We start from the raw sequence: 25,399 nt of genomic DNA on the forward strand, positions 1-25,399 counted from the left end.
ATGAGATGTACTACGTTTCTTGCGAGTGGGAGCCATGCCGAGAGTCACGCTTTCGTATGAAGCGCGGTCACCATCTAAATGTCCGCAATGGGGCGCAAGCCGTCTATCGTACACATCCATGCTCACGTCGCCCAACCCGAGATGTCCACTTCATCGAGCTAGCTGCCACTAGAACTGAAATACGCACGGCACACCAAGTGGTGGTTATGCATGCGAATAGCTGGTGGGTAACAGACGCCCCAGAGCACGAAGCCAAGCTAATCTAGTTGAGCGATGTCAGCCCCAGTCACGATCCCAACAGCACCATGATCTGAGGCCGGAACAATGCTTACCAGCGATACGTGGCCGACAAAACCGCATTGCGCTTCGCGCCAAACCAGCAGTCGCCCCGGCCCAGGCAGGTGGCGACATAAGTCTTGTTGCTCAGGTTGTTGATGTTGAGCGCAATACGCCAGCTCGGGCTGTCCCATGCGAACATGGCGTCCACCAGAGTCACGTCCGGCGTGGTTGGTGCGCTGCCATCACGGAACGAGTTCATGTGGCGCACGCCGCCGCCCACCGACAGCCCGGTCACTCCGGCCGCAGCAAAGTTGTACTTCGTCCACAGCGACGTCTGTTGTGACGGGATGCCGTTGAGTTGCTCATCAAGATCAATATAGTTGTACTGGGCAATCAGTTCCAGCCCTTTAGCCACCTGGCCGCGTGCTTCCAGCTCCACGCCTTTGGCTTCGGTTTTGCCCAACTGTACTGACAGCACCGGCGTAACGGCGAACAGCTGATTTTTCTCTTTCCAGTGATACGCAGCAGCGTTCAGCGACAAGCTGCTACCGGCCGGCTCATATTTGACGCCCGCCTCCCATTGCTCGCCGCGCAGCGGCTTGAATACCTGGCCCTGGGCGCTATTGGCCACCGGCGTGAAGGATTCACTGTAGCTGACGTACGGCGACACGCCGCTGTCAGACAGATACATCAGCCCTGCGCGCTTGGTGGTGGCGCTCGACTTCTGGGTGTCCGCGCCCTCGGTCTCGTTGCGCGCCTTGTCATGGCGCAGGCCTACGGTCAGCAACAGTTTCGACGTCAGGTTGATCTGATCCTGTACATAGAGGCCGGTCTGCTTCTGGGTATTGGCCGCCAGCAGCGACAGATCATTGAACGTGAAGCCGGTATAGACTGGATTGTAGACGTCGATCGGCGTCGCTACCGGATAACCCGCCGAGCCGGTCTGCTTGTAATGCAGGTAGTCAACGCCGAGCAGGATTTTGTGCTGGAACGTGCCGGTGACGAAATTGCCTTCCAGCGTCTGGTCAATGCCAAATACTTTGGTCTGCGTCAGCGACGCGGAGGCGTAACGGTCAACCACGCGCTGGTTGACCGGGTCGGCGTTATAGCCACCCGGCAGCGAGAACGAGTCGGCGTAAATTGAGCGGTAGTCGTTCTTGTTGTACGAGTAGCGCGTGTTTTGACGCAATTTCCAGTCGCTGTTCAAAGCCGTCTCGAAGGTCCAGCCGATGGTTTTGCGTTTGGTGTTGTAGCGGTCGAAGCCTGGCTCGCCTATGAAGCGGCTGGCCGGAATCTTGCCGTTGGGATTGCTCGTCAACACACCGGACCATGGGAAGAACTGGGAGGTTGAGCTGGTTTTATCGTCCTGCCACAGCGCCTGCAGCGTCAGCGTGGTGTCAGCGTTCGGTTTCCACGTCAGCGACGGCGCCACCAGCGCGTGGTCGTCAGGTACATAATCGACCTGGGTATTGGCATCGCGCTTGACCGCGACCAGGCGGTACAGCCACTTGCCGTCTTCTGTCAGTGGGCCGGTAAAGTCAGCTTGTACCTGCTTGCGCTGGTAGCTGCCATACTGCACGCCGATTTCGTTCTGCGCCTGGGCTTGCGGGCGCTTGCTCACCATGTTGACCACACCGCCGGTGCCGCCTTGGCCATACAGCATGGCGGCCGCGCCGCGCAATACCTCGATGCGCTCAAGCGTGTACGGATCGGTGCGGGCGGTACTGGTGTAGTAGCTCATCGACTTGCGGATGCCATCCAGGTACTCATCGGGCGAGACGCCGCGCACCAGCATGCCGTCGCTGCGGGAATCGATACCATATGCATCTGAGCGTACGCCGGCCGCGTAATTGAGGGCGTCTTGCAGATTTCCTGCGCCTTGCTCAATGATCTGGTCGCGCGTGACCACCGTGACCGCCTGCGGCGTTTCCGACAGTTTGGTATCGGTCTTGGTCGCGGTGGCGCTACGCTTGGCCAGATAACCGGCGACCGCACTGGTGGCCGTTTCACCCTGGCCCGTTACTACCACTTGGGGCAATACGGCAGTGTCGGTCTCGGGAGCGGCAGCTGCGACGCCACTGGTCTGGGCCAGTGCTGGAGTGACTACGCCGATGGTGAGTTCGGCCAGCAAGACCGCGAGAACCAGACGGCGCGGTTGAATCGGAGATACACGGTGTGACATGAGCAGGCTTCCCTTATTGTTTGTCGCAGAGTCTTGTTGACGTCCTGAGATGGATTTTAGATATTAAATAAGAATGATTTCTATTCTCATTATAATGAATATAGGTCAAGCCAGCAATGAAACGGGTGTAATGAAGGATTTGAATGCCGGTCGGGCAACTAATTCGCCCCTCGACTTATTGTCATGCTAGTCTGAAGGCGATCGCGATGCCGACAGATAGGCGTCACTTGGGTAATCCGCAGTCGCATCTTGGAGGTTGTCTCGCTCAAGCGTCGAGTTCCTGCAATTCGACATTGGCACTTTGCCGGAACTGACCCCGAGTACACGAGCACAGTGCAATAAGCTCACCTCACCTCGCTTGATCTTCCTCAATCAGTGTTTACTCTGAAGTGACAACATCATCCCATGCTGACATGGGACGAAAACAAGCGGCGCCAGAACCTGAAACGCCATCGAATCGACTTCGCAGACCTGGAGTCGGTATCTGATTACCCTATGGATTCAGAAGAAGACCGGACTGATAATCACACAGAATTACGCATCCGCAGCTTGGGCTTACTTCGCGGCAGAGTTGTCCGCATGATTTGGGCGCCAGTAGGCGATGACGCGAGAATCATTTCTTGTAGATATGGAGAAAACTATGAAACGCGAAAGTATTTCAAATCCGTACTTCACACAGGAAGAAATTGATGCGGCCATCGCGGCCGCACCTGACTATGTCTACGATCCAGAAAGCCCCTATGATCCAAATAATGAAGCAGAGGTTGAGGCTTACTGGTCCAAGGCCGTCGTCACTTTCCCTGGCGGACATCCGCATCAAGACCCGCTATGGCGAACCCGGCACAAGCTTCCGCAGACAATGGCCTCCGGGAAGCCACCGACGCCAAAGCCGGGAAAGCCTGTCACGAAGTAGTTAGCCCTTCTGCGTGGCGATCCATTCGTCGACCACTTTTTCCAGTACCGATAGCGGCACATTGCCGGTTTCCAGCACGGTGTTGTGGAAGGCTTTCAGGTTGAATTTGTCGCCCAGCGCTTGCTGCGCTTTGGCGCGCAGGTCGAGGATGCGGATCATGCCGATCTTGTACGCGCAGGCCTGGCCCGGCATCACCACATACCGATCCACCTCCGCCGGCGCGATGCCATAGTCGATGCCCTGCTGGCGCGTCCACTTCATCGCGTGCAGGCCGGTGTCGACCACCAGGCGGCGCGCGCGGAACAGTTCCGCGTCCAGCTGGCCAAGCCGGCCGACCACATCATCGCCATACCAGCCATGCTCCGCCGCCAGCTGCTCGGCATACAGCGCCCAGCCTTCGCCATACGCAGAACCGACGCCGAACACGCGGTCGCGGCGATAGCGCGGCAAGCCGGTATTCTCTTGCTGCAGCGCGACCTGGAAGTGGTGGCCCGGCACGCCTTCGTGATACACCAGCGTGCGCATGCCGACAATGCGGAACTCAGGCCCCGGCATCGGCGCCCAGAAGATGCCCGGACGCGTGCCATCGCGCGCCGGACCAGTGTAATGCGCAGCCGCTGTCTTCTCGGTGAACAGCGGCTCGCGGCGCACTTCCACCGGCGCCTTCGGCGTGATGTCGAACAGGTCTTTCGCGCGCACTTCGGAATCGCGCAGCAGCTCCGCATAGCGCGCCAGCAGTTGCGGACGCGGGTCTGCTTCCTTCGGCTGCTGGTCTTTCTCCAGCTTCTCCATGCGCTGCTTGATCGTTCCCTCGGTGTAGCCGATCGACACCAGCAGACCATTCATCTCCTTCTCGATGCGCGCCACTTCGCGCAGGCCGATCTCGTGGATCTGCTGCGGCGTGTAATCGGTGGAGGTCATCTGGCGCAGCTGCACCGCATACGCCTTGTCGCCGTTCGGCAGGCGCCACAAGCCCGCATCGTTATTCGTCTTCGGCAGCTGCTCCTGCAACAGCACGCGGGTGCGCTGGAACACCGGTATCACCGACTGTCGCACGATGGCGGTGGCGTCGGCGGTGAACTTCGCCTGCTCCTCGGCCGTCACATCCTTCACCTTGCCCATGCGCTGCACCAGCGATGCAACGAATACATTGTTCTCCGGCGTGCCGTCGAGGAAGCGGTCCAGCTGGCCGATCGACGCCTGCGTGATAAAGGTCGGCATCAGGATGCCGTTGGCGGCGGCGCCGCGCGCCTGCACGATGCCGGTGTCCATCTTGCCGGCCACCGCTTTCAGGCGCACCAGATAGTTTTCGATGTCGCGGCGGTTGCGGATTGGATGTTGCTGCGACAGGAAGTTCACGATCTGCACATGCAGGCCGGTGAACTGGTTGAACACAAACTGATAATCGCGGTACGGATACGCATCCACCGTGCCCTGCAAGCTCCAGGCGATGGTGGCCGCGCTGGCGCGCTGCTGCGGCGTCAGTTTCGACTGGTTGATCTTGGCCAGCTCCGCCAGCGACTGCTTCGCCTCCGCCACCTGCGCCGCGCGGAACACCACCGTGTTCGGCGTCAGCTTGCGGTCCAGCGCATCCTGCTCCCTGGCGTCAAAGTACTGCTTCTGCGTGGCTTGCTCCGGGTCGTTGCGCACCTTGGCGCTGGCGACCTTGTCGGCCCAGCGGTCAAAGTCGACGCCGTGCGCAGCCAGGCTCAGGGAAGCGCCGGCCAGCAGCGCGAAGAGTTTCATGGTCATTTAGCCTCCTGATTGATGTGTGGCGATTATACAAAGCCACGTAAAAATAAATACATAAGCACTTATGCATTGTGTTAAAGTCAAACCATGAGACAAGGACTTGGAACCCAATTGCGCCACCTGATCGACCTGCTCGACGGCGCCGTCGCCGCCTCCTACGAGGAAGCAGGCATCGCCTACCGTCCGCGCTACACGCCAGTGATGCGGGCGCTGGAAGGCGGCCGGCCGCACACCATCAGCCAGATCGCCGAAGCCGCCGGCATCACCCAGCCAGCCGCCACCCAGACCGTGGCGCTGATGCTGAAGGAAGGCTTGCTGCAAGCCGCGCCCGGCGAGCACGACGCGCGCCAGAAGGTGATCCGCCTCAGCGCCCAGGGAGAAGCCCTGCTGCCGCAACTGCGCCTCTGCTGGCAAGCCACGCGCGCCGCCGCCGACAGCCTGGATGCCGACCTGCCGCATGCCTTGTCGGACACGCTGGCAGCCGCCATCGCCGCCCTGCAAACGCAACCCTTCGGTGAACGCATCCGCACCGCGCACGCCGCCATTACCAGCAACAAGGAGACATCATGAGTATCGCCCATCCAGCTGTTACACCCGTTCCTTCGTTCTTTTCGCGCCTCCTGGCCCATCCCGCCGCGCGCGTCGTGCTCGGATTGATCGTCACCATGCTGCCGATCACGCTGACCATGATGTTGGCCGGCATCCTGGTGCCCAAGCCCTTGCGCGTGGTGTGGCCGATGCTGCTGGCGGCGGCGTTCAGCGTGATGGCCTACCGCTGGTTCGTGACCCGCATCGAACAGCGCCAGCCCACTGAATTGTCGCTGCGTGGCGCGGCGCGCGAAACCGGCATGGGCGTGGCACTCGGCGCCGCGCTCGGTCTGACCGTGGCCGGCATCCTGGCCGCAGCCGGTGCCTTCGTCATCACCGGCACCAGCGACAGCTTCGGCTTCCTGCTGAAATCCCTGCCGGAGCAGATCATGGTGGCCTGTTTTGAAGAGATCATGTTCCGCGCGGTGGTGTTCCGCATCGTTGAACAGCGCTGGGGTACGCGCGCCGCACTGCTAGCCTCGATGCTGCTGTTCGGACTGGCCCATCTGTCGAACGACAACGTCAGCGTGATGGCCATCGTCATGACCTGCATCGCCTCGCTGGTGTTCTGCGCCTGCTACATGAAGACGCGCCGCCTGTGGCTGCCGATCGGCGCGCACTTCGCCTGGAACTCCACTTACGATGGTCTGTTCGCGGTGCCGATGTCCGGCCACACGGCGCGCGGCTGGTTGCAGGTGTCGATGTCCGGCCCTGAATGGCTGACCGGCGGCGGCTACGGCGTCGAAGCCTCGGTGGTGACCTTAATCGTGTGGGGCGCTGTCGCCATCCTGATGCTGCGCCAGCGCCCAGGCCACGTGCTCGCGCACTAAATCAGACGGATGCTCGCGGCGCGCCCGCAGCGCCGCGACGATCGCCGCATCGCCCCTGGCACCAGCCGCCGCCGCATTCCCCAGCCCGACCGCGATATTGCGCAGCCATCGCTCATGGCCGATGCGGCGTATCGGGCTGCCTTCCATATTGCGGTTGAACTCTTCCTCGCTCCACGCAAACAATTCGATCATCGACGCGCTGCCGAGGCCATGGCGTTCGTCAAAGTCCGGCAGCACCGCGCGCTGGGCGAATTTATTCCATGGACAGGCGGTCTGGCAGTCGTCGCAGCCGTAGACGCGGTTGCCGATCAATGGCCGCATCTCCAGCGGGATCGCATTCTTCAATTCGATGGTCAGGTAGGAGATGCAGCGCCGCGCATCCAGCTTGCCAGGTCCGAGGATCGCTTGCGTCGGACAGGCGGTGATACAGGAGCTGCACTGGCCACAATGCGCGCCGGTCGGTTCATCCACCGGCAGCGGCAGGTCGACCAGAAATTCGCCCATGAAGAACATCGAGCCGGCGGTGCGCGACAGCAGCAAGGTGTGCTTGCCGCGCCAGCCCAGGCCGGCCTTCTCCGCCAGCGGCAGCTCCATTACCGGCGCCGAATCGGTGAACACGCGATAGCCGAAATCGCCGATTTCCGCCTTCACCTTGTCGGCCAGCTGTTGCAGGCGCGCGCGCAGCACCTTGTGATAGTCGCGGCCGCGCGCATACACCGAAATGACGGCGGCGCCGGGATCGGCCAGCCGCGCGGCCTCGCGGTCGCGCCAGTCATGTTCGCCCTCGGTTTGCGTGTCCCTCGGCAGATAGTTCATGCGGGCGCTGACCACGCGGATGGTGCCCGGCACCAGTTCGGCGGGCCGCGCGCGCTTCATGCCATGGCTTGCCATATAGTCCATTTCGCCGTGCATGCCGGCGTCCAGCCAGGCCTGCAGGCCGGCTTCGGCGTGGCTCAGGTCCACGTCGGTGATGCGGATTTCGGCAAAGCCGAGTTCCACGCCCCAGCGCTTGATGCTGAGGGCAAGTTCGGCTAAATTGGATTCGGACAGGGACATCTGGATGAAGTAGACGGTTACAATGGCGGTCAAACCAACATGACATTTTAATTGATGCAGCACTTCACAGCCCATCTCCACGACGAAGAAGGCACAGCCGCCCTTGGCGCGGCACTGGCACGCGCCCTCGTGCCCGGCCTGGCGATCCACTTGCATGGCGACCTGGGCGCCGGCAAAACCGCCCTCACCCGCGCGCTGCTGCACGCCGCCGGCCACACCGGCACCGTCAAAAGCCCGACCTACACGCTGTCCGAACCGTACAGCATCCAGCTCGACGGCCGCGCCGTCAGCGTCATCCACTTCGACCTGTATCGCATGGGCAGCCCGGAGGAATTCCTCGACGCCGGCTTCCGCGAAGACTTCAACGGGGATAACATCTGCATCGTCGAATGGCCGGAAAAAGCCGAAGGCGTGCTGCCGCCGCCGGACCTGAATGTGTTTTTGACTGTGGCTGGCCACGGTCGTGATGTAGAATTGCAGGCGTCTACCGCCTTGGGTAACTCATGCCTTCAACGCCTCAAATTCGCTCCAAACATGTGAGCCGCCGCACCGTCCTGAAGGCCGGCGCCACCCTGCTGCTGTCGGTCACCGCCCCATTGCGCGCCAATGCCGCGCAAATTCTCGCCGTGCGCGTCTGGCCTGCGGACGACTACACCCGCGTCACGCTGGAAAACGATACCGACCTCAAAGCCACGCACTTCATCGTCAAGGACCCGGAACGCATGGTGGTCGACATCGAGGGCCTGGACCTGAATCCGACGCTGAAAAGCCTGGTCGCCAAGATCCAGTCCAATGACCCGTACATCAAGCAGGTGCGCGTGGGCCAGAACCGGCCCAACGTGGTGCGCCTGGTGTTCGACCTGAAGGCCGAAGTCAAGCCGCAGGTGTTCACGCTGGCGCCAGCCGGCAGCTACAAGCACCGCCTGATCTTCGACCTGTACCCGGTACAGGAAGTCGATCCGATCGCCGCCATGATCGAGAAAGGCGAATGGACCGATCCACCGGCCGATGTGGCGGCGGTGCAGACGCCGAAGGAACAGCTGGCGGAACTCAAGCCGGATCTGAAGGCCGAACCGCGCGAGGAACTGAAGGCGCAGGTGAAAATCGCCGAAGCCCAGACCAAGGCCGCCGAGAAGGTCGAGAAGACCGGCAAGATGGTGCGCATGATTACCATCGCGCTGGACCCTGGCCATGGCGGCGAAGATCCCGGCGCCTCGGGCCGCAACGGCAGCCGCGAGAAAGACATCGTGCTGGCCATCGCCAAGCGCCTGAAAACCAAGCTGGAAGACCTGCCGAACATCCGCGTGATGCTGACCCGCGACGGCGACTACTTCGTCCCGCTCGGCACGCGCGTGGAAAAAGCCCGCAAGGTGCAAGCCGACCTATTCGTCTCCATCCACGCCGACGCCTTCGTGCAGCCGACCGCGCGCGGCTCCTCGGTATTCGTGCTGTCCGAAAAAGGCGCCACCTCCACTGCCGCGCGCTGGCTGGCGGACAAGGAAAACTCGGCTGACGCCATCGGCGGCGTCAACCTGAAGAACCACGACAAGCAACTGGCCAGCGTGCTGTTCGACCTCTCCACCACCGCGCAGATCAACGACAGCATGAAGCTGGGCCGCGCGGTGCTGGGCGAAATCGGCGGCATCAACCGCCTGCACAAAGGCTCGGTCGAGCAGGCCGGCTTTGCGGTGCTGAAGGCGCCGGACATTCCATCGATCCTGATCGAGACTGCCTTTATCTCCAACCCGGAAGAAGAGGCCAAGCTGCGCGATGAGGACTACCAGAACAAGCTGGCCGATGCCATCGTCACCGGCATCCGCCGTTATTTCGCAAAAAATCCACCGCTGGCGAAAAACCGCCTGACCTGAAAGAGAGAGACATGGCTGTAGTCAAGATGACCGAATACGGCGCGCTGCCGGCAGTACACCTGACCGCTGCCGATGGCGCGCAAATCACTGTGTCGCTGTTTGGCGCCCACCTGCTGTCCTGGAAAACCGCCGATGGCAAGGAGCGCCTGTTCGTCAGCTCGCAAACGCCGCTGGATGGCAGCAAGGCGATTCGCGGCGGCGTGCCGGTCATCTTCCCGCAGTTTAATGTGCGCGGCCCCGGCCTGCGCCACGGCTTCGCGCGCATCAGCACCTGGCGCCTGACCGGCCAGGGCGGCGATGGCGGCAGCTCCTTCCTCGAATTCAGCCTGGCGCCGAACGATATTTCGGCCGAACACGCGCAAGCCTGGCCATACGACTTCGCGCTGACCTTGCGCTTCACGCTGCAAGGCGATGCGCTGGAGATGGACTACAGCGCACACAATCCGGGCAAGGACGCTTATCCGTTCGGCGTGGCGCTGCACACCTACTACGATGTCGGCAGCCTGGAGGCGACCAGCATCAGCGGCCTGCAAAACCAGTCCTTCCTCGACCATCACAACACCACGCACGTGCAAGATACGCCTGCGCTGCACTTCACCGAGAAGCTCGATCGCATGGTGGAAGCCACGCCGGCGGTAACGCTGAACACGGCCAACGCCACGCTGCGCCTGGAGCAGCAAGGCTTCCAGCAGTGGGTGGTATGGAATCCGGGCAAGGAAGACGCAGCCGCGCTGGTGGACCTGGCCGATGACGAGTACCTGCGCTTTGTCTGCATCGAGCCGGCGCGCATCCATCAGCAGCCGCTGGAAGCCGGCGCCACCTGGACCGGCAAGCACCGCATCGAGGTTTAGTTGGATTCCTTGATGATGCGGCCGTTGCTCGGCTGCGTAGGACGGGCGTTCAATGGATACAGGCGGCTGAACAGCGCCATCTGCGCCGGTGACGCCTGCACCGGCTCCTTCATCACCAGCCACAATACGTTCTCCTGGCACGGCGGCGTCGACATCGATCCCATGAAGGTGAAGTATTCGCGGCGCGCCGGAATCAGATCCATCGGATCAAGCGTGATCGACGGTGCTGCGGTATCAAACTTCTCCAGCGGCAGGTTGTTCCACACGGTCTGAATCACTGGCTGTGGCTTGCCGCGTTCCAGCAGCAGCGCCAGCATCGCGATGCGGCCCTCGCCATCCTTGTGCACCAGGTGCATCACCATCTCGAAGCCCTTGCCGTTGATGCGCTCTTCGGACGGACGATGGAAGTGGAACTGCACCAGCTCATAGGTGCGGTTGCCCACCGTGATGTAGTTGCCGTTACCAACCATCACCTGCACCGTATGGCCGTTGTCGGTCACATTGAACGACGACGGATGATAATCAAAGGTGATCTGCTCCAGGTCCACCTTCATGCCATCGCGGATATCGATCGGCGACTGGCGGTTGCCATTGCCGCACTTGGCCCAGGCGGGATTGATCTTGCCCCAGTTGGCCGGGCCGGACTCCCCCTCATACGACCACACATTGCTGTACACCTTGGGCGCGGCAGCCACGACGGCAGCCTTCACTTCCGCCGCCTTGCGCGCCTTGGCTGCTGCGGCGGCACGCGCCTGCTGGTTGGCACGCATGGCGGCCAGGCGCTCCTGGATGCGCACCGACAGGTCAGCCTCCGCCTGCTGCTCTTCCTCGCGCTTGCTCAGCTTGCGCGCTGGCGCGCTGGACGACGAGGAAGCCGATGCGGACGACGAAGCCGAGCCCGAACCACCGCCCACGCCCCCTGGAAGCGCAGTTTTCGTCGATGGCGAAATCAGCGGATCTTTTTCAGCGCTGACGGCTGCGGAAACAACGCAGCAACAGGCCAGCAGGGTCAGGAGGGTACGCATGGGCTATCCAGAAGTGACAATTACATTCTGGTATACGGATGCATTTGGGCAAAACTTGAGGGCGTGCCGCCGGAGAAATAGCAAACTGTCATGCTGCGGCGGCCGCGCAGCATGGTTTTATGCGGGTTTCAGCGGCTTTGCAGGCGGCGCGTCAATTTGTACAGCGCGCCGATAATCATCGGCACAATCACCACCCCAACGCCGACCAGCACGATTTCGGTCAGGTGATCGCGGACGATAGGAATATTGCCGAAGAAATAACCAGCGGCAGTCAGCGAGCACACCCACAGGATGGCGCCGGTGAAGTTATACAGCTGGAAGCGGGCGAAAGTCATGTCCGACACACCGGCCACAAACGGCGCGAAAGTGCGCACCAGCGGAATGAAGCGGGCGATGACGATGGTCTTGCCACCGTGCTTTTCAAAGAACTCGTGAGTGCGGGTCAGCGCCGCCTTGTTCAGCCAGCGATAGTCGTGGGTGAACATGCGCTGCCCGACCTTCTCGCCTATCCAGTAATTGCAGGTGTTGCCGGTGACGGCCGCCGTAGTCAGCAGCAGCATCAGCAACGGCAGATTCATCTGGCCTACCGCGCACAGCGCACCAGCGATAAACAACAGCGTATCGCCAGGGAAGAAGAATAGGACCACCAGGCCGGTCTCGGCGAAGATAATGGCAAACAGAACAACATAAATCAGTGTCCCGTATTGCTGGATGAGCACTTCCAAAGTTTTGTCGACATGAAGAATCATGTCGAAGAATTGCATAAAATCCATATTCTTCTCTTAAAGTAAGCGCCGGAATCATACACCACGCCATCGCACTGTGGGCCGCATAGCGGCGCTTTCCCGACGATTACTATCCAGTTTACAATCGGCACACGCCCCGCAGCAAGCGGGTTTGATCAACCAAGGAGATTTGGATGGCTTTATCCCGTACTTTCCGTGTTTTATCCCTGTCCGCACTGGCCACCGTTGGCCTGACGCACGCTGCCGACCTGCCGGTGCGACCCAGCGCTGGTGAAATCATCAAGACATCCAAGCCATCGGACTGGCGCCCGACCGATCCGGCCAACACGCTGTACATGGATCTGCCGACCGGCCGCGTGGTGATCGAACTGGCGCCGGACTTCGCGCCGCAAAACATCGCCAATATCAAGACGCTGGTAAAAGAGCATTACTTCGACGGCCTGGCGGTGAACCGCTCGCAGGACAACTATGTGGCGCAGTGGGGCGATCCGAATGCTGAAACCAAGCCCAAGGCGCTGGGCTCGGCCAAGGCCAAGGTGCAGGGCGAATTCAGCGTGCCGCTGGCGAACGACAAGCACTTCGTGCTGCAGAAAGATGCGGATGGCTATGCGCCGCAGATCGGCCACTCGAACGGCTTCCCGGTCGGGCGTGATCCGAAAGCCGGCACCACCTGGCTGGCGCACTGCTACGGCGCGGTCGGCGTGGGCCGCGACAATGACACCGACAGCGGCAATGGCGCCGAGCTGTATGCGGTGAACGGCCACGCGCCGCGTCACCTGGACCGCAACATCACGGTGGTGGGCCGCGTCATCTCCGGCATGCCGCTGCTGACCATCCTGCCACGCGGCAGCGACACGCTGGGCGTCTACGCTGCGAATGAACCACGCATGCCGATCATCTCGGTGCGGCTGGAGGCGGATGTGCCGGAGGCGGAACGCAGCCATCTGGAGGTGATGCGCAGCGATGCACCGATTTACCAGCAGGTGCTGGAAGCACAGCGCAATCGCGGCGGCCCGTGGAATAAATACGCGGCCAACTATCTGGAGCTGTGCAACGCCACCATGCCGGTGCGCGAGCGCGGCAAGTTATAATCTCGTGATGAACGCCCCTGACCTCCGCCCGCCACGCCCCATCCAGGCCCTGCCTGACCAGCTGATTTCCCAGATCGCCGCCGGCGAGGTGGTGGAGCGGCCGTCGGCGGTGGTCAAGGAGCTGCTGGAGAACGCGCTGGACGCGGGCTCGACGCAGGTCACCGTGCGGCTGGAGGAAGGTGGCGTCAAGCGTATTTGCATCACCGACAACGGGCGCGGCATTCCGCACGATCAGATGCAACTGGCGCTGGCGCGTCACGCCACCTCCAAGATCGCTTCGCTGGATGACCTGGAACATGTCGGCACGCTCGGCTTCCGTGGCGAAGCGCTGGCGTCGATTGCTTCGGTGGCGCAGGTGACCATCACCTCGCGCACTGCCGATGCGGCGCATGCGTGGGAAATCGAAGGTTCGCATAACGCGACACCAACACCGTCTTCCGGCGCGCTGGGCACCACCATCGACGTCAAGGACCTGTACTACAACACGCCGGCGCGGCGCAAATTCCTTAAATCCGAACAGACTGAATATGGCCACTGTGCGGAAGTGGTGCGCCGGATTGCGCTGGCGCGTCCGGACGTGTCGTTCTCGCTGACGCACAACGGCCGCACGGTCGAGCATTGGAACACCAGCGAAATCGCCCGCCGCAGCGCACAGATCCTCGGCGATGGTTTTGCCGATGCGCGCTTGCCGGTGGATGAAACCATCGGACCTCTGCGCCTGCATGGTTATGTCGGCTTGCCGACTGCCTCCAAGGCGCGCGCTGATGGCCAGTTCTTCTACGTGAACGGGCGCTTCGTGCGCGACAAGGTGCTGGTGCACGCCGTGAAGGCGGCTTACCAGGACGTGCTGCATGGCGACCGCTTCCCGTCGTATGTGCTGTCGCTGGACATGGACCCGGCACTGGTCGACGTCAACGTGCATCCATCGAAAATTGAAGTGCGCTTCCGCGATGGCCGCGCGGTGCACCAGTGCGTGTTCCATGCTGTGCAGCGCGCGCTGGCGCAGACCTCGGCAACGGCGCACGGCAGCGTGCCTTCACCGCTGCCAGCAGCAGACACGTTGGCCACCACGCCGATGTGGCGCGGCGAGCAGACCTCGTTCGGCCCACTGCTGGCGCCGGACTACGCACCAACCTTCTCGCCATCGCCCTTCGGCCCGCGTGGCGCGGACGCCACTGGCGCAGCGGACGGCTCGCCGGCCGGCTATCGCGCCCACAGCGGTTACGGCGCGGCTGATGGCACGACCGGCGGCGGCTTCGATGGCGCGGCAGGCGGCGGCTTCAGCGGCGCGGCTGGCGATGGCTCGAGCGGCCCATCCGGCAATGGCTTCGGCGGCCCTGTTGGCGGCAGCTTCGGCGGCCCATCCGGCAATGGCTATGCTGGCGGCAACGGCGCGGCAGGCTACGCCGGCCCACGCTTTGACGCCAACGGCGGCGTCGCCCAAAGCACCGAACGATACGGGGCCATGTTCCGCGACCCGGACCGCCCTGGCGACCGCTCGGCCGCCGACATGACGCTGCCGCAAGCCAGTTCCTTCACCGTCTCCGCCGCCGCCATGGCGCAGGAAGAATTCCCGCTCGGCTTCGCACTGGCGCAACTGCACGGCATCTACATACTGGCGCAAAACGCCAAAGGCCTGGTACTGGTCGACATGCACGCCGCCCACGAGCGCATCCTGTACGAACAACTGAAGACCGCCCTGGACAGCCGCGTCGCCGGCGAAGAAATGCAAGTGCAGCCGCTGCTGATCCCGATCACCTTCTATGCAGACGCAGTGGAAGTCGGCACCGCCGAAGAACACCAGGACACGCTGAGAACCCTCGGCTTCGACATCGCCGTCCTCTCGCCAACCACGCTGGCCGTGCGCTCCGTCCCGGTCCTGCTGAAAAACGCCGACGCCCAGACACTGGCGCGCGACGTGCTGCGCGACGTCCGCGAATTCGGCGGCTCGCGCGTGCTGATCGAACGCCAGAACGAACTGCTCGGCACCCTCGCCTGCCACACCGCCGTGCGCGCCAACCGTATCCTGGCAGTCCAGGAAATGAACGCTCTGCTGCGCCAGATGGAAATCACCGAACGCGCCGACCAGTGCAACCACGGCCGCCCGACCTGGGTGCAGGTTGAAATCGGCGCCCTCGACAAGCTCTTCCTGCGCGGTCAATAACATGCGCAGCAAACCACTGGCCGTCGCCATCATGGGCCCGACGGCGTCGGGCAAAACCGCCTCCGCACTGGCCATCGCCGAACGCATCCCGTCCGAGATCATCTCGGTCGACTCGGCGCTGGTGTATCGCGGCATGGACATCGGCACCGCCAAGCCGACCAGGGAAGAACTGGCCGCCGTGCCGCATCACCTGATCGACATCATCGATCCGCTGGACTCCTACTCGGTGGCGCAATTTCGCAAGGACACGCTGCGCCTGGTGGACGAGATCCGCGCGCGCGGCAAGCTGCCCTTGCTGGTCGGCGGCACCATGCTGTACTTCAAAGGCCTGGCCGATGGCCTGGACGACCTGCCCGGCGCCGATCCCGCCGTGCGCGCCGCGCTGGACGAAGAAGCCGCGCGCCTTGGCTGGCCCGCGATGCACGCGCGCCTGGCTGCCGTCGATCCGGAAACCGCCGCACGCCTGGCGCCAGCCGATTCGCAACGCATCCAGCGCGCGCTGGAGATCTACACGCTGAGCGGCAAGCCGATGTCCGAGCTGCTGGCCTTGCGCGACAAGACCGAGCTGCCATTTGAGCTGCTGTCGTTTGCGCTGGAGCCGTCGGACCGCGCCGTGCTGCACAAGCGCATCGCGCGCCGTTTCGACATCATGCTCGAAGAAGGCCCGAACGGTAACCTGATCACCGAAGTGGAAGCGCTGCGCCGGCGCGGCGACCTGCATCTGGGCCTGCCATCGATCCGCTGCGTCGGTTATCGCCAGGCGTGGGAATACCTGGATGGCACCATTGACTATCCGGCCGTGCGCGAAACCGGCATCATCGCCACGCGCCAGCTGGCCAAGCGGCAGTTGACGTGGCTGCGCTCGATGCCGGAGCGCGTGGTGATCGACTGCCTGGGTGCCGATCCCGCCCCCATCATGCTGGCGCAGATCGCCGAACGCCTCGGTTAAGTCTTCGGCGGCTCGCCGCTCATGTAGACAAGTTCCCACAAGTGGCCGTCAAGGTCCTGGTAGCCGTGGCCGTACATAAAGCCATGGTCCTGCGGTTCCTTGTAAGCGCTGCCACCGGCCTCGATGGCCTTGTTGACCAGCGCCGTCACCGCCTCACGCGATTCCACCTGCAAGCACAGCAGCACCTCGGTTGAAGTGCGCGCGTCGCTGACCGGTTTCGGCGTAAACTCCTTGAAGCGGGCTTCGGTCAGCAGCATGACGAAAATATTCTCGGCCACGATCATGCAGGTGGCACTATCGTCGGTGTAATGCTGATTGAAGCTGTAACCCAGGTGGGTGAAGAACTTGATCGACTGCTGCAAGTCCCGCACCGGCAGGTTCACAAAAATGTTGGTAGCCATGTTGTCCCCGTTCGAAATACCAATATGCCAACGTTCCGACGCCGATCACGCGATAGTGGTCACTTTTTTCAAAAAAGTTCGGGGCCTTCCTTGACAGTTAAGCCCCCATCCCCGATAATGCTTCGCGTTGCAGGTGATATAGCTCAGTTGGTTAGAGCACAGCATTCATAATGCTGGGGTCGGTGGTTCAAGTCCACCTATCACCACCAGAATTCCGGAAGCCGTAAATCATGATAAATGATTTACGGCTTTTTCCGTTGTAGTTTCCTTTTCCTGCGCGAAATCAAGCCGGCCCTCCGCAAACAGCATAAACTACGCTGTCTGACCGGAGGTGTCCCATGAACGACCGCCTGACCGAACCTGTCCAGGAAATGATGTCCGACGAAGACTTCGCGATGATCGTCCAGGAAATGGCAAAGAGCCCCGGATATGCTGAAGGCTGCGCAAGAAGAATGGCAGCCATCATGGAATTTCATGAGATTTTTCGGGACAGTCCAGATATCCCTGCCGACGGTCTCAACTTCATGCGTGACAATACGGATGAAGTTGAGTGAAAGCTGCGCTCTTCGATACCAATATTCTTATTGATGCCATAAATGGCTATCAAGAGGCATTTATCGAATTCAGATGCTGGCGACAACCAGCCATCAGCGCGATCACTCTGATAGAACTGCAGGCATGATTACCGCAAAATGGCACCCGCGTCATCAACGTTCGCCCAGCACCGTTGGTTTGATATGGCTCGTCGGTTTTTTTCCACAAAATCGTATAGAAAATTTGCATCCGCCTATACGAAGTGGGCATACCAGCCCTGCGAAATAATCACCATTTTGATTGTTTCCACTTTATCCACATGACTAAAAAGACCCTTTTCATAGACAAGCTGCGCAATTTCCTGCTCTGATGCGGCGCAATAAATCAGTTTTTGATCAGCTTGCTCCCCAAACCCGAAGTGATTAGTCTTGTTTGTGACAGGTCATCAGACAACCTGCACTCCCAGAACGAATCACTGAGGACACTATGAAAAAGAAAATACTGGAGACCTTGGTTCCGCTCGCCTTAGCGGCCATGTATGCACCTGCGGCCCTGGCCCAGGAAACCCCTGCGGCGCCAGCCGCCAACAGCAGCGAACCGCCAGCCCCGGCAGCAGCCAACGATCCGAACACCACCACCGTGGTCGTCACCGGCTTCCGCTCCAGCCTGCAAAAAGCGCTGAACCTGAAACAGCAAGCGATCGGCGTGCGCGATTCGATCGTCGCCGAAGACATCGGCAAGTTCCCGGAAGCGAACATCGCCGAATCGTTGCAACGCGTGCCAGGCGTGATCCTGAACCGCGACGAAGCCTCCGGCGAAGGCCAGCGCATCTCGGTGCGCGGTCTGCCGACCGAATACGTGGTCACCACGCTCAACGGCGCACCAGTCAACACCACCTCCACCTCGACCATCGGCTCGGCCGCGCGCGGCTTCAACTACGATGTCTTCGCCTCCGAACTGTTTGGCCGCGTCGACTTCTACAAATCGCCGCTGGCCGAACTGACCGAAGGCGGCCTCGGTGGCATAGTCGACCTGCAAACCCCACGTCCGTTCGACAATCCAAAGCGCACCATCCGCTACGGCCTGACCGGTACCTACAACACTGCCTCCAAAAACACCGACCCGAACGGCTTCGTGCTGTACTCGAACACCTGGGACAACCTCGGCTTCCTGATCGGCGCCTCGCACTCGGGCAGCGTCAACACCCGTTCCGGCTTTGAATCGACCGGCGGCTACAACAGCTCCGCCAACGGCAGCGCCAGCCCGGTCAAGGGCAACTTCGGTTTCGCGCTGGACTTCGACAGCCCGCGCGCTAATCTGGGCAGCTACACGCGCGACCAGGTGGCCAAGGCCTACCTGCCGCGTATCTACCGCTTCTACGGTTCGGAAAACGAGCGCAAGCGTGACGGCCTGGTATCGTCGTTGCAGTGGAAAACGCCGACGCTGAACGTCAGCTTCGACACCATGTATTCGAAGCTGAAGAACACCCGCACGGAACAGCTGTTCGGCATTTTGATCCGCAGCACCGCCACCACCAACCGCAACGCGGCGGTCGGCGCCTCCGGCAACAACGGCCTGATCCCGCTGAACGTGAAGATCGACCCGGCCACCAATCTGCTGACCGGCACCTTCGGCAACACCACCTACAACGCCGGCGCCGGCTACAACGAGGACGAAACCAAATTCGGCTACGGCGCATTGAACGCCAGCTGGAAAGCCAGTCCGAAACTGACGCTGAGCGGACAGGCCAGCCTGAATCAAAGCACCGCCACCAGCGCCGGTGGCCAGCTGTCCGGCTACATCTATGGCGCCGACTCGACCATCGACTATGGTGACGACCACGTCTACCCATCGATCTCGTCGCCGACCAGCTACACCGATCCAAATAGCTGGAGCGGCTTCACCATCAGCAGCGCCAAGACCAAGGAAACCGACAAGGGCAAGCAGGCACGCGTCGCCGCCGATTACGACTACGACCTGTGGGGCGGCTGGACCGGCCACCTGAAGACCGGCCTGACCTTTGTCTCCACCGTCAAGGGTGTCGACAAGCGCAATGGCACCTCGCTGGCCACCGCCAAGCTGAATAGCATCGGCACGGCGGGCCTGCGTAACGCCATGACCTCGCAGCTGCCGATCGATAATCTGGACTTCGGCGCTGGCTGGCCGCACAGCTGGGCCACCTGGAACAGCAGCTACTTCTACTCGCAGTTCGATCCGGAAGTGTATAACCCGGCTTCGACCTTCCAGCCAAATCAAAGCTTTGAAGCGCAGGAAGACGTGAAGACCGCCTACGTGCAGTCCGACTTCAAGGGCGAGGTCGCAGGCCGCGAACTGCGCATCAACGCCGGCGTGCGTTACTCGAAGACCGACACCAAGATCGACAACTTCAAGCAGCAAGGCGCCAGCCTGGCTTACGCCCCGAATCATGAGCAAGGCTCGTACCACAACGTGCTGCCGGCTCTGAGCGCGGCGCTGGATGTCACCGACAACCTGATGTGGCGCGCCTCGTGGGGCAAAACCATCACCCGCGCCTCGCTGTCCATCATCGCGGCGCAGACAGTGATCCCGAACCAGTTCGACACCAGCGCCACGTCGGGCAATCCTAACCTGCGTCCGCAGCAATCGAAGAACCTGGACACCAGCCTGGAATGGTACTTCCAGCCTGGCAGCCTGCTGTCGGCCGGCATCTTCCACAAGACGCTGACCGATGCCACCGTGGCCAATACCCGCGTGGTGACCTTCGGTTCGCTCGGCCTGCCGGATACTGCCCTCGGCCCACTGTTCCAGGACGCCAGCGGCCGCGTCGATCCTAACCTGCCAATGACGCTGCGCACCTATACCAACGCCGGCGAGCAAAAGCTGAAAGGCTACGAGCTGTCCTACCAGCAGGCCTTCACCTTCCTGCCGGCGCCATTCAACGGCATGGGCGGGCTGGCCAGCTACACCCACATCGATCCGTTCAACAGTGCGAAATGGATCACCAATGCGGGCAAGGAGATCGAGGTCAACTCGGTGCCGAAGTACGCCTACAGCGGCACGATCTACTACGAGCAAGGCAAGTGGGCGGCGCGTATGTCGTACAACTACAAGGGCAAGTCGCTGCACGGCGATAACCCGCGCAACAATGGCGATGATTTGATCCGCTGGCGCGCGGGCCGTGGCTACCTCGATGCCAACATCAGCTACAAGTTCAACGACAACCTGGAGTTCCGCATCGACGCGCTCAATCTGAGCAACACGCTGGCCTACGACTACTTCGAGGACGCCACCGGCCAGTACGGCAGCGGCAAGAAGACGCGCATGGACTATGCGAAGTATGATGGCCGCACGATCAAATTCGGCATCCGGGGGAAACTGTAAACCATGATGAAACGACTCTACGCCGTCACGCTGGTGGCGGCTAGCCTGGCCGGCTGCGCTTCGGCGCCGCCGGCAGTCGACACCTCCGAACAGGAGGTTGTCGGCATTATCAACAAGGTCAACAACTACTGGCAGCAGCGCGAGAAGCCGCAGCAGTGGGCGTTCTGGGATATCGCCGCCTACCACACCGGCAATATGGAGGCCTACCAGATCACCAGGAATCCGGCATGGCGCAAGTATTCCGAAGACTGGGCCGTCCACAACCAGTGGCAAGGCGCCAAATCCACCAACAAGGCAGTGTGGAAGTACCAGTATGGCGAGACAGACGAACACGTGCTGTTCGGCGACTGGCAGATCTGCTTCCAGACCTACGCCGACCTGTACAAGCTCGATCCCGATCCGAAGAAAATCGCCCGTGCCCGCGAGGTGATGGAATACCAGATGAGCACACCGAACAAGGATTATTGGTGGTGGTCGGATGGCCTCTACATGGTGATGCCGGTGATGACCAAGATGTACAACCTCACCGGCAATCGCCAGTATCTCGACAAGCTCAATGCGTACTTCGAATACGCCAACAGCATCATGTACGACAGCGATGAACAGCTGTACTACCGCGATGCCCGCTACGTCTACCCGAAACACAAGAGCGCCAACGGCAAGAAGGACTTCTGGTCGCGCGGCGACGGCTGGGTATTCGCCGGCCTGGCCAAAGTGCTGCAAGACCTGCCGAAGGACGACCCGCACCGCAACGCCTACATCGCCAAGTACCAGGGCATGGCGCAGGCGCTGAAGAAAGCCCAGACCAGCGACGGCTACTGGACCCGCAGCCTGCTCGATGCCGAACACGCGCCAGGCCCGGAAACCAGCGGCACCGCCTTCTTTGTCTACGGCTACCTGTGGGGCATCAACAACGGCCTGCTGGAGCGCGACGAGTATCTGCCAGTGGTGCGCAAAGGCTGGCATTATCTGAGCAAGACCGCGCTGCAACCGGACGGCAAGATCGGCTACGTGCAACCTATCGGCGAACGCGCGATTCCTGGCCAGGTGGTGGACCAGAATTCGACCACGCCATTTGGCGTCGGCGCCTACCTGCTGGCGTCCGCCGAGATGGTGCGCCTGCTGCGTCAATAACAACGGAGACTGAATGGAACGACGACACTTTATTCATAGCCTCGCCGCCACCGCCGCCGCTGGCGGCATGGCGGCGAGCCAGGGCGCCGCTGCTGCGGTAGCCGCCAAACCTGCGGCAGCTGACACCAGCGGCGCCGCAGCGCGCGCGCAACTCGCCGCACTGGCGCAAAAAATGTCCGACCCGGTGCTGACCAATATGGCCGCCGGCACACTGAAAAAAAACTTCAACCTCGAAGTCAGCCCGACCTGGGATGGCCGCGACAAAGGCGTGACCTACCTCGAATGCTTCGGCCGCCTGATCGCCGGCATCGCTCCGTGGCTCGCGCTGCCGGACGATGGCACGCCGGAAGGCCGCACGCGCAAGCGCCTTCACCAGCTGGCCCTGCAAAGCTACACCAACTCGGTCGACCCGGCCAATCCGGACTACCTGTCATGGAAAGTACCCGGCCAAACGCTGGTCGATTCCGCCTACTTCACCAACGCCCTGATGCGCGCACCGCAAGCGCTGTGGGACCCGCTGGACGCCAGGACCAAACAGCGCATCATCGCCGAAATCAAAGCCCTGCGCCGCATCGAGCCACCGTACATCAACTGGATGCTGTTCGCCGCCATGAACGAAGCCTGGCTGATGTCGATCGGCGAGGAATTCGACCCGCTGCGCATGAACGTCGCCATCCGCAAAATCAACGAATGGTATGTCGGAGACGGCTGGATCAAGGACGGCGAAGCCTTCCACTTCGATTACTACAATGCCTTCGTCATGCATCCGATGATGGTCGAAATCCTCGACGTGCTGGATGCAAAAAAAGGCGCGTTCTGGAATGGCAAGCCGGAAGAGCTGCGCGCGCAAGCCATCAAGCGCATGCAGCGCTACAGCGAACACCTGGAACGCTTCATCGCCACCGATGGCAGCTTCCCGCCGATCGGCCGCTCGCTCACCTACCGCACCGCCGCCTTCCAGCCACTGGCCTTGCTGGCGCTGCGCAAGCAACTGCCGAAAAGTCTGCCTGAAGGCCAGATCCGCGCTGCGCTGCAAGCGGTGCACAACATTGTCTGGTCGGCGCCGTCCAACTTCACCAAGGACGGCTACCTGACCATCGGCTTTGTCGGCCACCAGCCGGAGCTGGGCGACTGGTACTCGAACAACGGCAGCATGTACATCGCCTCCGCCAGCCTGCTGCCACTGGGCCTGCCGGCCAGCGACAGCTACTGGACCGCGCCGGCACAGGACTGGACGCAGAAGAAAGCCTTCTCCGGCGCCCGCTTCCCTAAAGACTATCCAGTGAATTACTAATGACGATCAAATCCGAATCCCGCCGCCGCGTACTGCGCGGCGCAGGTGCGGCGGCGGCAGCGGGCACCATCGGCAGCATGCTGCTGCCGCTGTCGGCGCAAGCCGCCACCCGCTTCAGCATCTCCGACACCGACTTCATGCTGGACGGCCAGCGCCTGCAAATCCGCTGCGGCGAAATGCACTTCGCCCGCGTGCCGCGCGAATACTGGCAGCACCGCCTGAAAGCCATCAAGGCCATGGGCCTGAACACCGTCTGCGCCTACCTGTTCTGGAACTACCACGAGTGGCGCGAAGGCCGTTTCGACTGGCAAGGCCAGCGCGATGCGGCGGAATTCTGCAAGCTCGCACAGCAGGAAGGCCTGTGGGTCATCCTGCGTCCCGGTCCTTACGCTTGCGCCGAGTGGGAAATGGGCGGCCTGCCGTGGTGGCTGCTGAAGAAACCGGGCGACGCTTTCCTGCGCACGCGCGATCCCAACTTCGTGCAACCCGCGCGCCGCTACATGAAGGAAGTCGGCCGCGTGCTTGGTCCGCAGCAGATCACCCACGGCGGCCCGATACTGATGGTGCAGGTCGAGAACGAATACGGCTTCTTCGGCGAAGACCTGGACTACATGCGCGACATGAAGGCCATGCTGCAGGATGCCGGTTTCGACGTGCCGCTGTTCCAGTGCAATCCAACCAACGCGGTGGTCAAATCGCACATCGACGGCCTGTTCGACGTGGTGAACTTCGGCAGCGATCCGCTGACCGGCTTCAAGGCGCTGGACCAGGTACAAAAAGGCCCGCGCATGTGCGGCGAATACTACTCCGGCTGGTTCGACACCTGGGGCGCGCCACACCGCCGTGGCTCGGCCAACGGCGCCGTCGCTGACATCCAGACCATGCTGAAGATGAACGGCTCCTTCAGCCTGTACATGGCGCACGGCGGCACCAGCTTCGGCCTGTGGGGCGGCTGCGACCGTCCCTTCCGTCCGGACACCAGCAGCTACGACTACGACGCACCAATCAGCGAAGCCGGTTGGACCGGCGAGAAATTCCAGGCCTATCGCGAAGGCATCAAGCCCTTCCTGCACGCCGGTGAAACACTGCCCGCCGCGCCGGCGCCGAATCCGGTCATCGCCATCAAGCCGTTTGCGCTGAAGGAGTCCTGCACCGTGGCCGCAGCGCTGCCGGCGAAAGTGATTCGCGCCGTGTCGCCACAGCCGATCGAGCAGTACGACATCAGCCGTGGCATCGTCTCCTATCGTGTGACGCTGCCTGCCGGTCCGGCCGGCACGCTGGAAGCAGCCAAGGTACGCGACCTGGCCTGGGTCAGCATCGACGGCAAGCAGGTTGGCACCTTCGACACCCGCCACCGCCGCTTCAGCATCGACCTGCCAGCGCGCAGCAAGCCGGCCACGCTGGAGATCCTGCTGTACACCATCGCCCGCGTCAACTTCGGCGTCGAAATCCATGACCGCAAAGGCCTGCATGGGCCGGTGCGTTTCAACGGTCAGCCGCTGGAGAACTGGGAAATCCGTGCCATCGACTTTGACGCCGACGCCGTACTGCCACCGCTGACATGGAAAACCGGCCGCGCACAAGGCGCCGCCTTCTGGCGTGGCAGCTTTGACGTCACGCAGAATGGCGACACCTTCCTCGACATGAGCGGCTGGGGCCAGGGCATCGTCTGGGTCAACGGCCGCTGCCTGGGACGCTACTGGAGCATCGGCCCGACGCAGACCATGTACCTGCCCGGCCCATGGCTCAAACAAGGCCGCAACGAAGTCGTGGTGCTGGACCTGACCGGCCCGCGCAGCGCGCGCATTGAAGGCCTGAAGACGCCTATCCTCGACAAGCTGCGTCCGGAGCTGGATCTGCCGCGTCCACCAAGCAAGGTGAAGCCGGCGCTGGATGGCGTCAAGCCGGTCTATGAAGGCGAATTCGCTCAAGGCTCGACGGTGCAGGACGTGAAGTTCGCGCAGCCAATCAAAGGCCGCCAGTTCTGCCTTGAATCGCTGGACGCCTTCGACGGCAAGCAGTACGCCGCCGTGGCCGAACTGGCGCTGCTGGGCACTGACGGCAAGCCGCTCAACCAGTCCAACTGGACCATCGCCTGGGTCAGCAGCGAGGAGTTCACCAAGGAGGATGGCGGCGCGCTCAACGCCATCAACGGACAGGCCTCGGACTTCTGGCATACCGCCTACAGCGGCAAGGCCGCCATGGCGCCGGGCGCGAAGCATCCGCATCGCCTGATCATCGACCTTGGCAAGGACGATGTGGTGGCCGGCCTGCGCTACACGCCACGCCAGGGACCGGAAGGCGTCACCGGCCGCATCAAGCACTTCCGCGCCTACGTCGGCAATCAACTAGTGAAGGAAAACTGACGCTGTAGACGGCGGC

The 25,399-nt window shown here is 61.9% G+C and carries 21 protein-coding genes and 1 tRNA gene; 16 read left to right on the plus strand and 6 right to left on the minus strand.

Annotation, left to right across the window (positions count from 1 at the left end):
* Positions 1-328: 328 nt before the first annotated feature.
* Positions 329-2,461, minus strand: a complete 2,133-nt coding sequence (locus tag BLS51_RS28380) for a TonB-dependent siderophore receptor (RefSeq protein ID WP_229207560.1) — start codon at positions 2,459-2,461, stop codon at positions 329-331.
* A 405-nt stretch (positions 2,462-2,866) separates the two neighbouring features.
* Here BLS51_RS28380 and BLS51_RS30700 point away from each other — a divergent pair, with 405 nt between their 5' ends.
* Both BLS51_RS30700 and BLS51_RS29885 read left to right on the plus strand, forming a co-directional pair.
* Positions 2,867-3,151: a BrnT family toxin gene (locus BLS51_RS30700; RefSeq protein ID WP_090183428.1), complete on the plus strand. Its 285-nt coding sequence runs from the start codon at positions 2,867-2,869 to the stop codon at positions 3,149-3,151.
* Positions 3,102-3,374: a hypothetical protein gene (locus tag BLS51_RS29885; protein WP_139169157.1), complete on the plus strand. Its 273-nt coding sequence runs from the start codon at positions 3,102-3,104 to the stop codon at positions 3,372-3,374. The genes BLS51_RS30700 and BLS51_RS29885 overlap by 50 nt, the downstream gene beginning before the upstream one ends.
* On the opposite strand, the gene BLS51_RS28390 is transcribed toward BLS51_RS29885, so the two are convergent.
* Entirely contained in the window at positions 3,375-5,126 is a 1,752-nt protein-coding gene (locus tag BLS51_RS28390; protein ID WP_090183425.1) for a DUF885 domain-containing protein, read from the minus strand.
* 87 nt (positions 5,127-5,213) lie between these two features.
* Between BLS51_RS28390 and BLS51_RS28395 the strand changes: the two genes are divergently transcribed.
* Positions 5,214-5,696 (plus strand): MarR family winged helix-turn-helix transcriptional regulator, encoded by a 483-nt coding sequence (locus BLS51_RS28395; protein WP_090183423.1) that lies wholly within the window; start codon positions 5,214-5,216, stop codon positions 5,694-5,696.
* Positions 5,693-6,544 carry a CPBP family intramembrane glutamic endopeptidase gene (locus tag BLS51_RS28400; RefSeq protein WP_090183420.1) on the plus strand — a complete coding sequence of 284 codons (852 nt, stop codon included), beginning with the start codon at positions 5,693-5,695 and terminating at the stop codon, positions 6,542-6,544. Before BLS51_RS28395 ends, BLS51_RS28400 begins: the two co-directional genes overlap by 4 nt.
* Here the strand turns inward: BLS51_RS28400 and queG are convergent.
* A complete protein-coding gene (gene queG, locus BLS51_RS28405) occupies positions 6,476-7,600 on the minus strand; it encodes a tRNA epoxyqueuosine(34) reductase QueG (RefSeq protein ID WP_090183563.1) in 1,125 nt (374 codons plus the stop codon). The two genes, BLS51_RS28400 and queG, sit on opposite strands and share 69 nt — an antisense overlap.
* Positions 7,601-7,654: 54 nt before the next feature.
* On the opposite strand from queG, the gene tsaE reads away from it, so the two are divergent.
* Genes tsaE through BLS51_RS28420 form a run of 3 tightly spaced genes read left to right on the plus strand, consistent with a single transcriptional unit; the run spans position 7,655 to position 10,319 of the window.
* A complete protein-coding gene (gene tsaE / locus BLS51_RS28410) occupies positions 7,655-8,140 on the plus strand; it encodes a tRNA (adenosine(37)-N6)-threonylcarbamoyltransferase complex ATPase subunit type 1 TsaE (protein ID WP_090183418.1) in 486 nt (161 codons plus the stop codon).
* A complete protein-coding gene (locus tag BLS51_RS28415) occupies positions 8,104-9,468 on the plus strand; it encodes an N-acetylmuramoyl-L-alanine amidase (RefSeq protein WP_090183416.1) in 1,365 nt (454 codons plus the stop codon). The genes tsaE and BLS51_RS28415 overlap by 37 nt, the downstream gene beginning before the upstream one ends.
* Before the next feature lie 11 nt (positions 9,469-9,479).
* On the plus strand, positions 9,480-10,319 hold the full coding sequence (locus BLS51_RS28420) for a D-hexose-6-phosphate mutarotase (protein WP_090183414.1): 840 nt from the start codon (positions 9,480-9,482) through the stop codon (positions 10,317-10,319).
* Here the strand turns inward: BLS51_RS28420 and BLS51_RS28425 are convergent.
* Complete coding sequence (locus BLS51_RS28425; RefSeq protein WP_175472715.1) at positions 10,316-11,344, minus strand: carbonic anhydrase; 1,029 nt, start codon at positions 11,342-11,344, stop codon at positions 10,316-10,318. The genes BLS51_RS28420 and BLS51_RS28425 overlap by 4 nt on opposite strands.
* A gap of 128 nt (positions 11,345-11,472) precedes the next feature.
* Positions 11,473-12,117: a VTT domain-containing protein gene (locus BLS51_RS28430; protein ID WP_090183411.1), complete on the minus strand. Its 645-nt coding sequence runs from the start codon at positions 12,115-12,117 to the stop codon at positions 11,473-11,475.
* A 146-nt stretch (positions 12,118-12,263) separates the two neighbouring features.
* Here BLS51_RS28430 and BLS51_RS28435 point away from each other — a divergent pair, with 146 nt between their 5' ends.
* Genes BLS51_RS28435 through miaA form a run of 3 tightly spaced genes read left to right on the plus strand, consistent with a single transcriptional unit; the run spans position 12,264 to position 16,294 of the window.
* On the plus strand, positions 12,264-13,181 hold the full coding sequence (locus tag BLS51_RS28435; RefSeq protein ID WP_090183408.1) for a peptidylprolyl isomerase: 918 nt from the start codon (positions 12,264-12,266) through the stop codon (positions 13,179-13,181).
* A 7-nt stretch (positions 13,182-13,188) separates the two neighbouring features.
* Positions 13,189-15,345 carry a DNA mismatch repair endonuclease MutL gene (gene mutL / locus BLS51_RS28440; protein ID WP_090183405.1) on the plus strand — a complete coding sequence of 719 codons (2,157 nt, stop codon included), beginning with the start codon at positions 13,189-13,191 and terminating at the stop codon, positions 15,343-15,345.
* A gap of 1 nt (position 15,346) precedes the next feature.
* Positions 15,347-16,294, plus strand: a complete 948-nt coding sequence (gene miaA / locus BLS51_RS28445) for a tRNA (adenosine(37)-N6)-dimethylallyltransferase MiaA (protein ID WP_090183402.1) — start codon at positions 15,347-15,349, stop codon at positions 16,292-16,294.
* On the opposite strand, the gene BLS51_RS28450 is transcribed toward miaA, so the two are convergent.
* Positions 16,291-16,695 carry a VOC family protein gene (locus BLS51_RS28450; RefSeq protein ID WP_090183399.1) on the minus strand — a complete coding sequence of 135 codons (405 nt, stop codon included), beginning with the start codon at positions 16,693-16,695 and terminating at the stop codon, positions 16,291-16,293. The genes miaA and BLS51_RS28450 overlap by 4 nt on opposite strands.
* Positions 16,696-16,827: 132 nt before the next feature.
* Here BLS51_RS28450 and BLS51_RS28455 point away from each other — a divergent pair.
* The 6 genes from BLS51_RS28455 (at position 16,828) to BLS51_RS28480 (ending at position 25,383) form a co-directional block, all read left to right on the plus strand.
* A tRNA-Met gene (locus tag BLS51_RS28455) sits at positions 16,828-16,904 on the plus strand.
* A 129-nt stretch (positions 16,905-17,033) separates the two neighbouring features.
* Positions 17,034-17,249, plus strand: coding sequence for a hypothetical protein (locus BLS51_RS28460; RefSeq protein WP_090183396.1), 216 nt, complete (start codon positions 17,034-17,036; stop codon positions 17,247-17,249).
* A 466-nt stretch (positions 17,250-17,715) separates the two neighbouring features.
* Entirely contained in the window at positions 17,716-20,589 is a 2,874-nt protein-coding gene (locus BLS51_RS28465) for a TonB-dependent receptor (protein WP_090183394.1), read from the plus strand.
* A gap of 3 nt (positions 20,590-20,592) precedes the next feature.
* Complete coding sequence (locus BLS51_RS28470; protein WP_229207559.1) at positions 20,593-21,723, plus strand: glycoside hydrolase family 88/105 protein; 1,131 nt, start codon at positions 20,593-20,595, stop codon at positions 21,721-21,723.
* A 13-nt stretch (positions 21,724-21,736) separates the two neighbouring features.
* Positions 21,737-23,017 carry a DUF2264 domain-containing protein gene (locus tag BLS51_RS28475; RefSeq protein WP_090183391.1) on the plus strand — a complete coding sequence of 427 codons (1,281 nt, stop codon included), beginning with the start codon at positions 21,737-21,739 and terminating at the stop codon, positions 23,015-23,017.
* Complete coding sequence (locus BLS51_RS28480) at positions 23,017-25,383, plus strand: beta-galactosidase (protein WP_090183388.1); 2,367 nt, start codon at positions 23,017-23,019, stop codon at positions 25,381-25,383. Before BLS51_RS28475 ends, BLS51_RS28480 begins: the two co-directional genes overlap by 1 nt.
* Positions 25,384-25,399: the final 16 nt, after the last annotated feature.

It is taken from the genome of Duganella sp. OV510 (genome assembly GCF_900100205.1).
Lineage (GTDB): Bacteria > Pseudomonadota > Gammaproteobacteria > Burkholderiales > Burkholderiaceae_D > Rugamonas.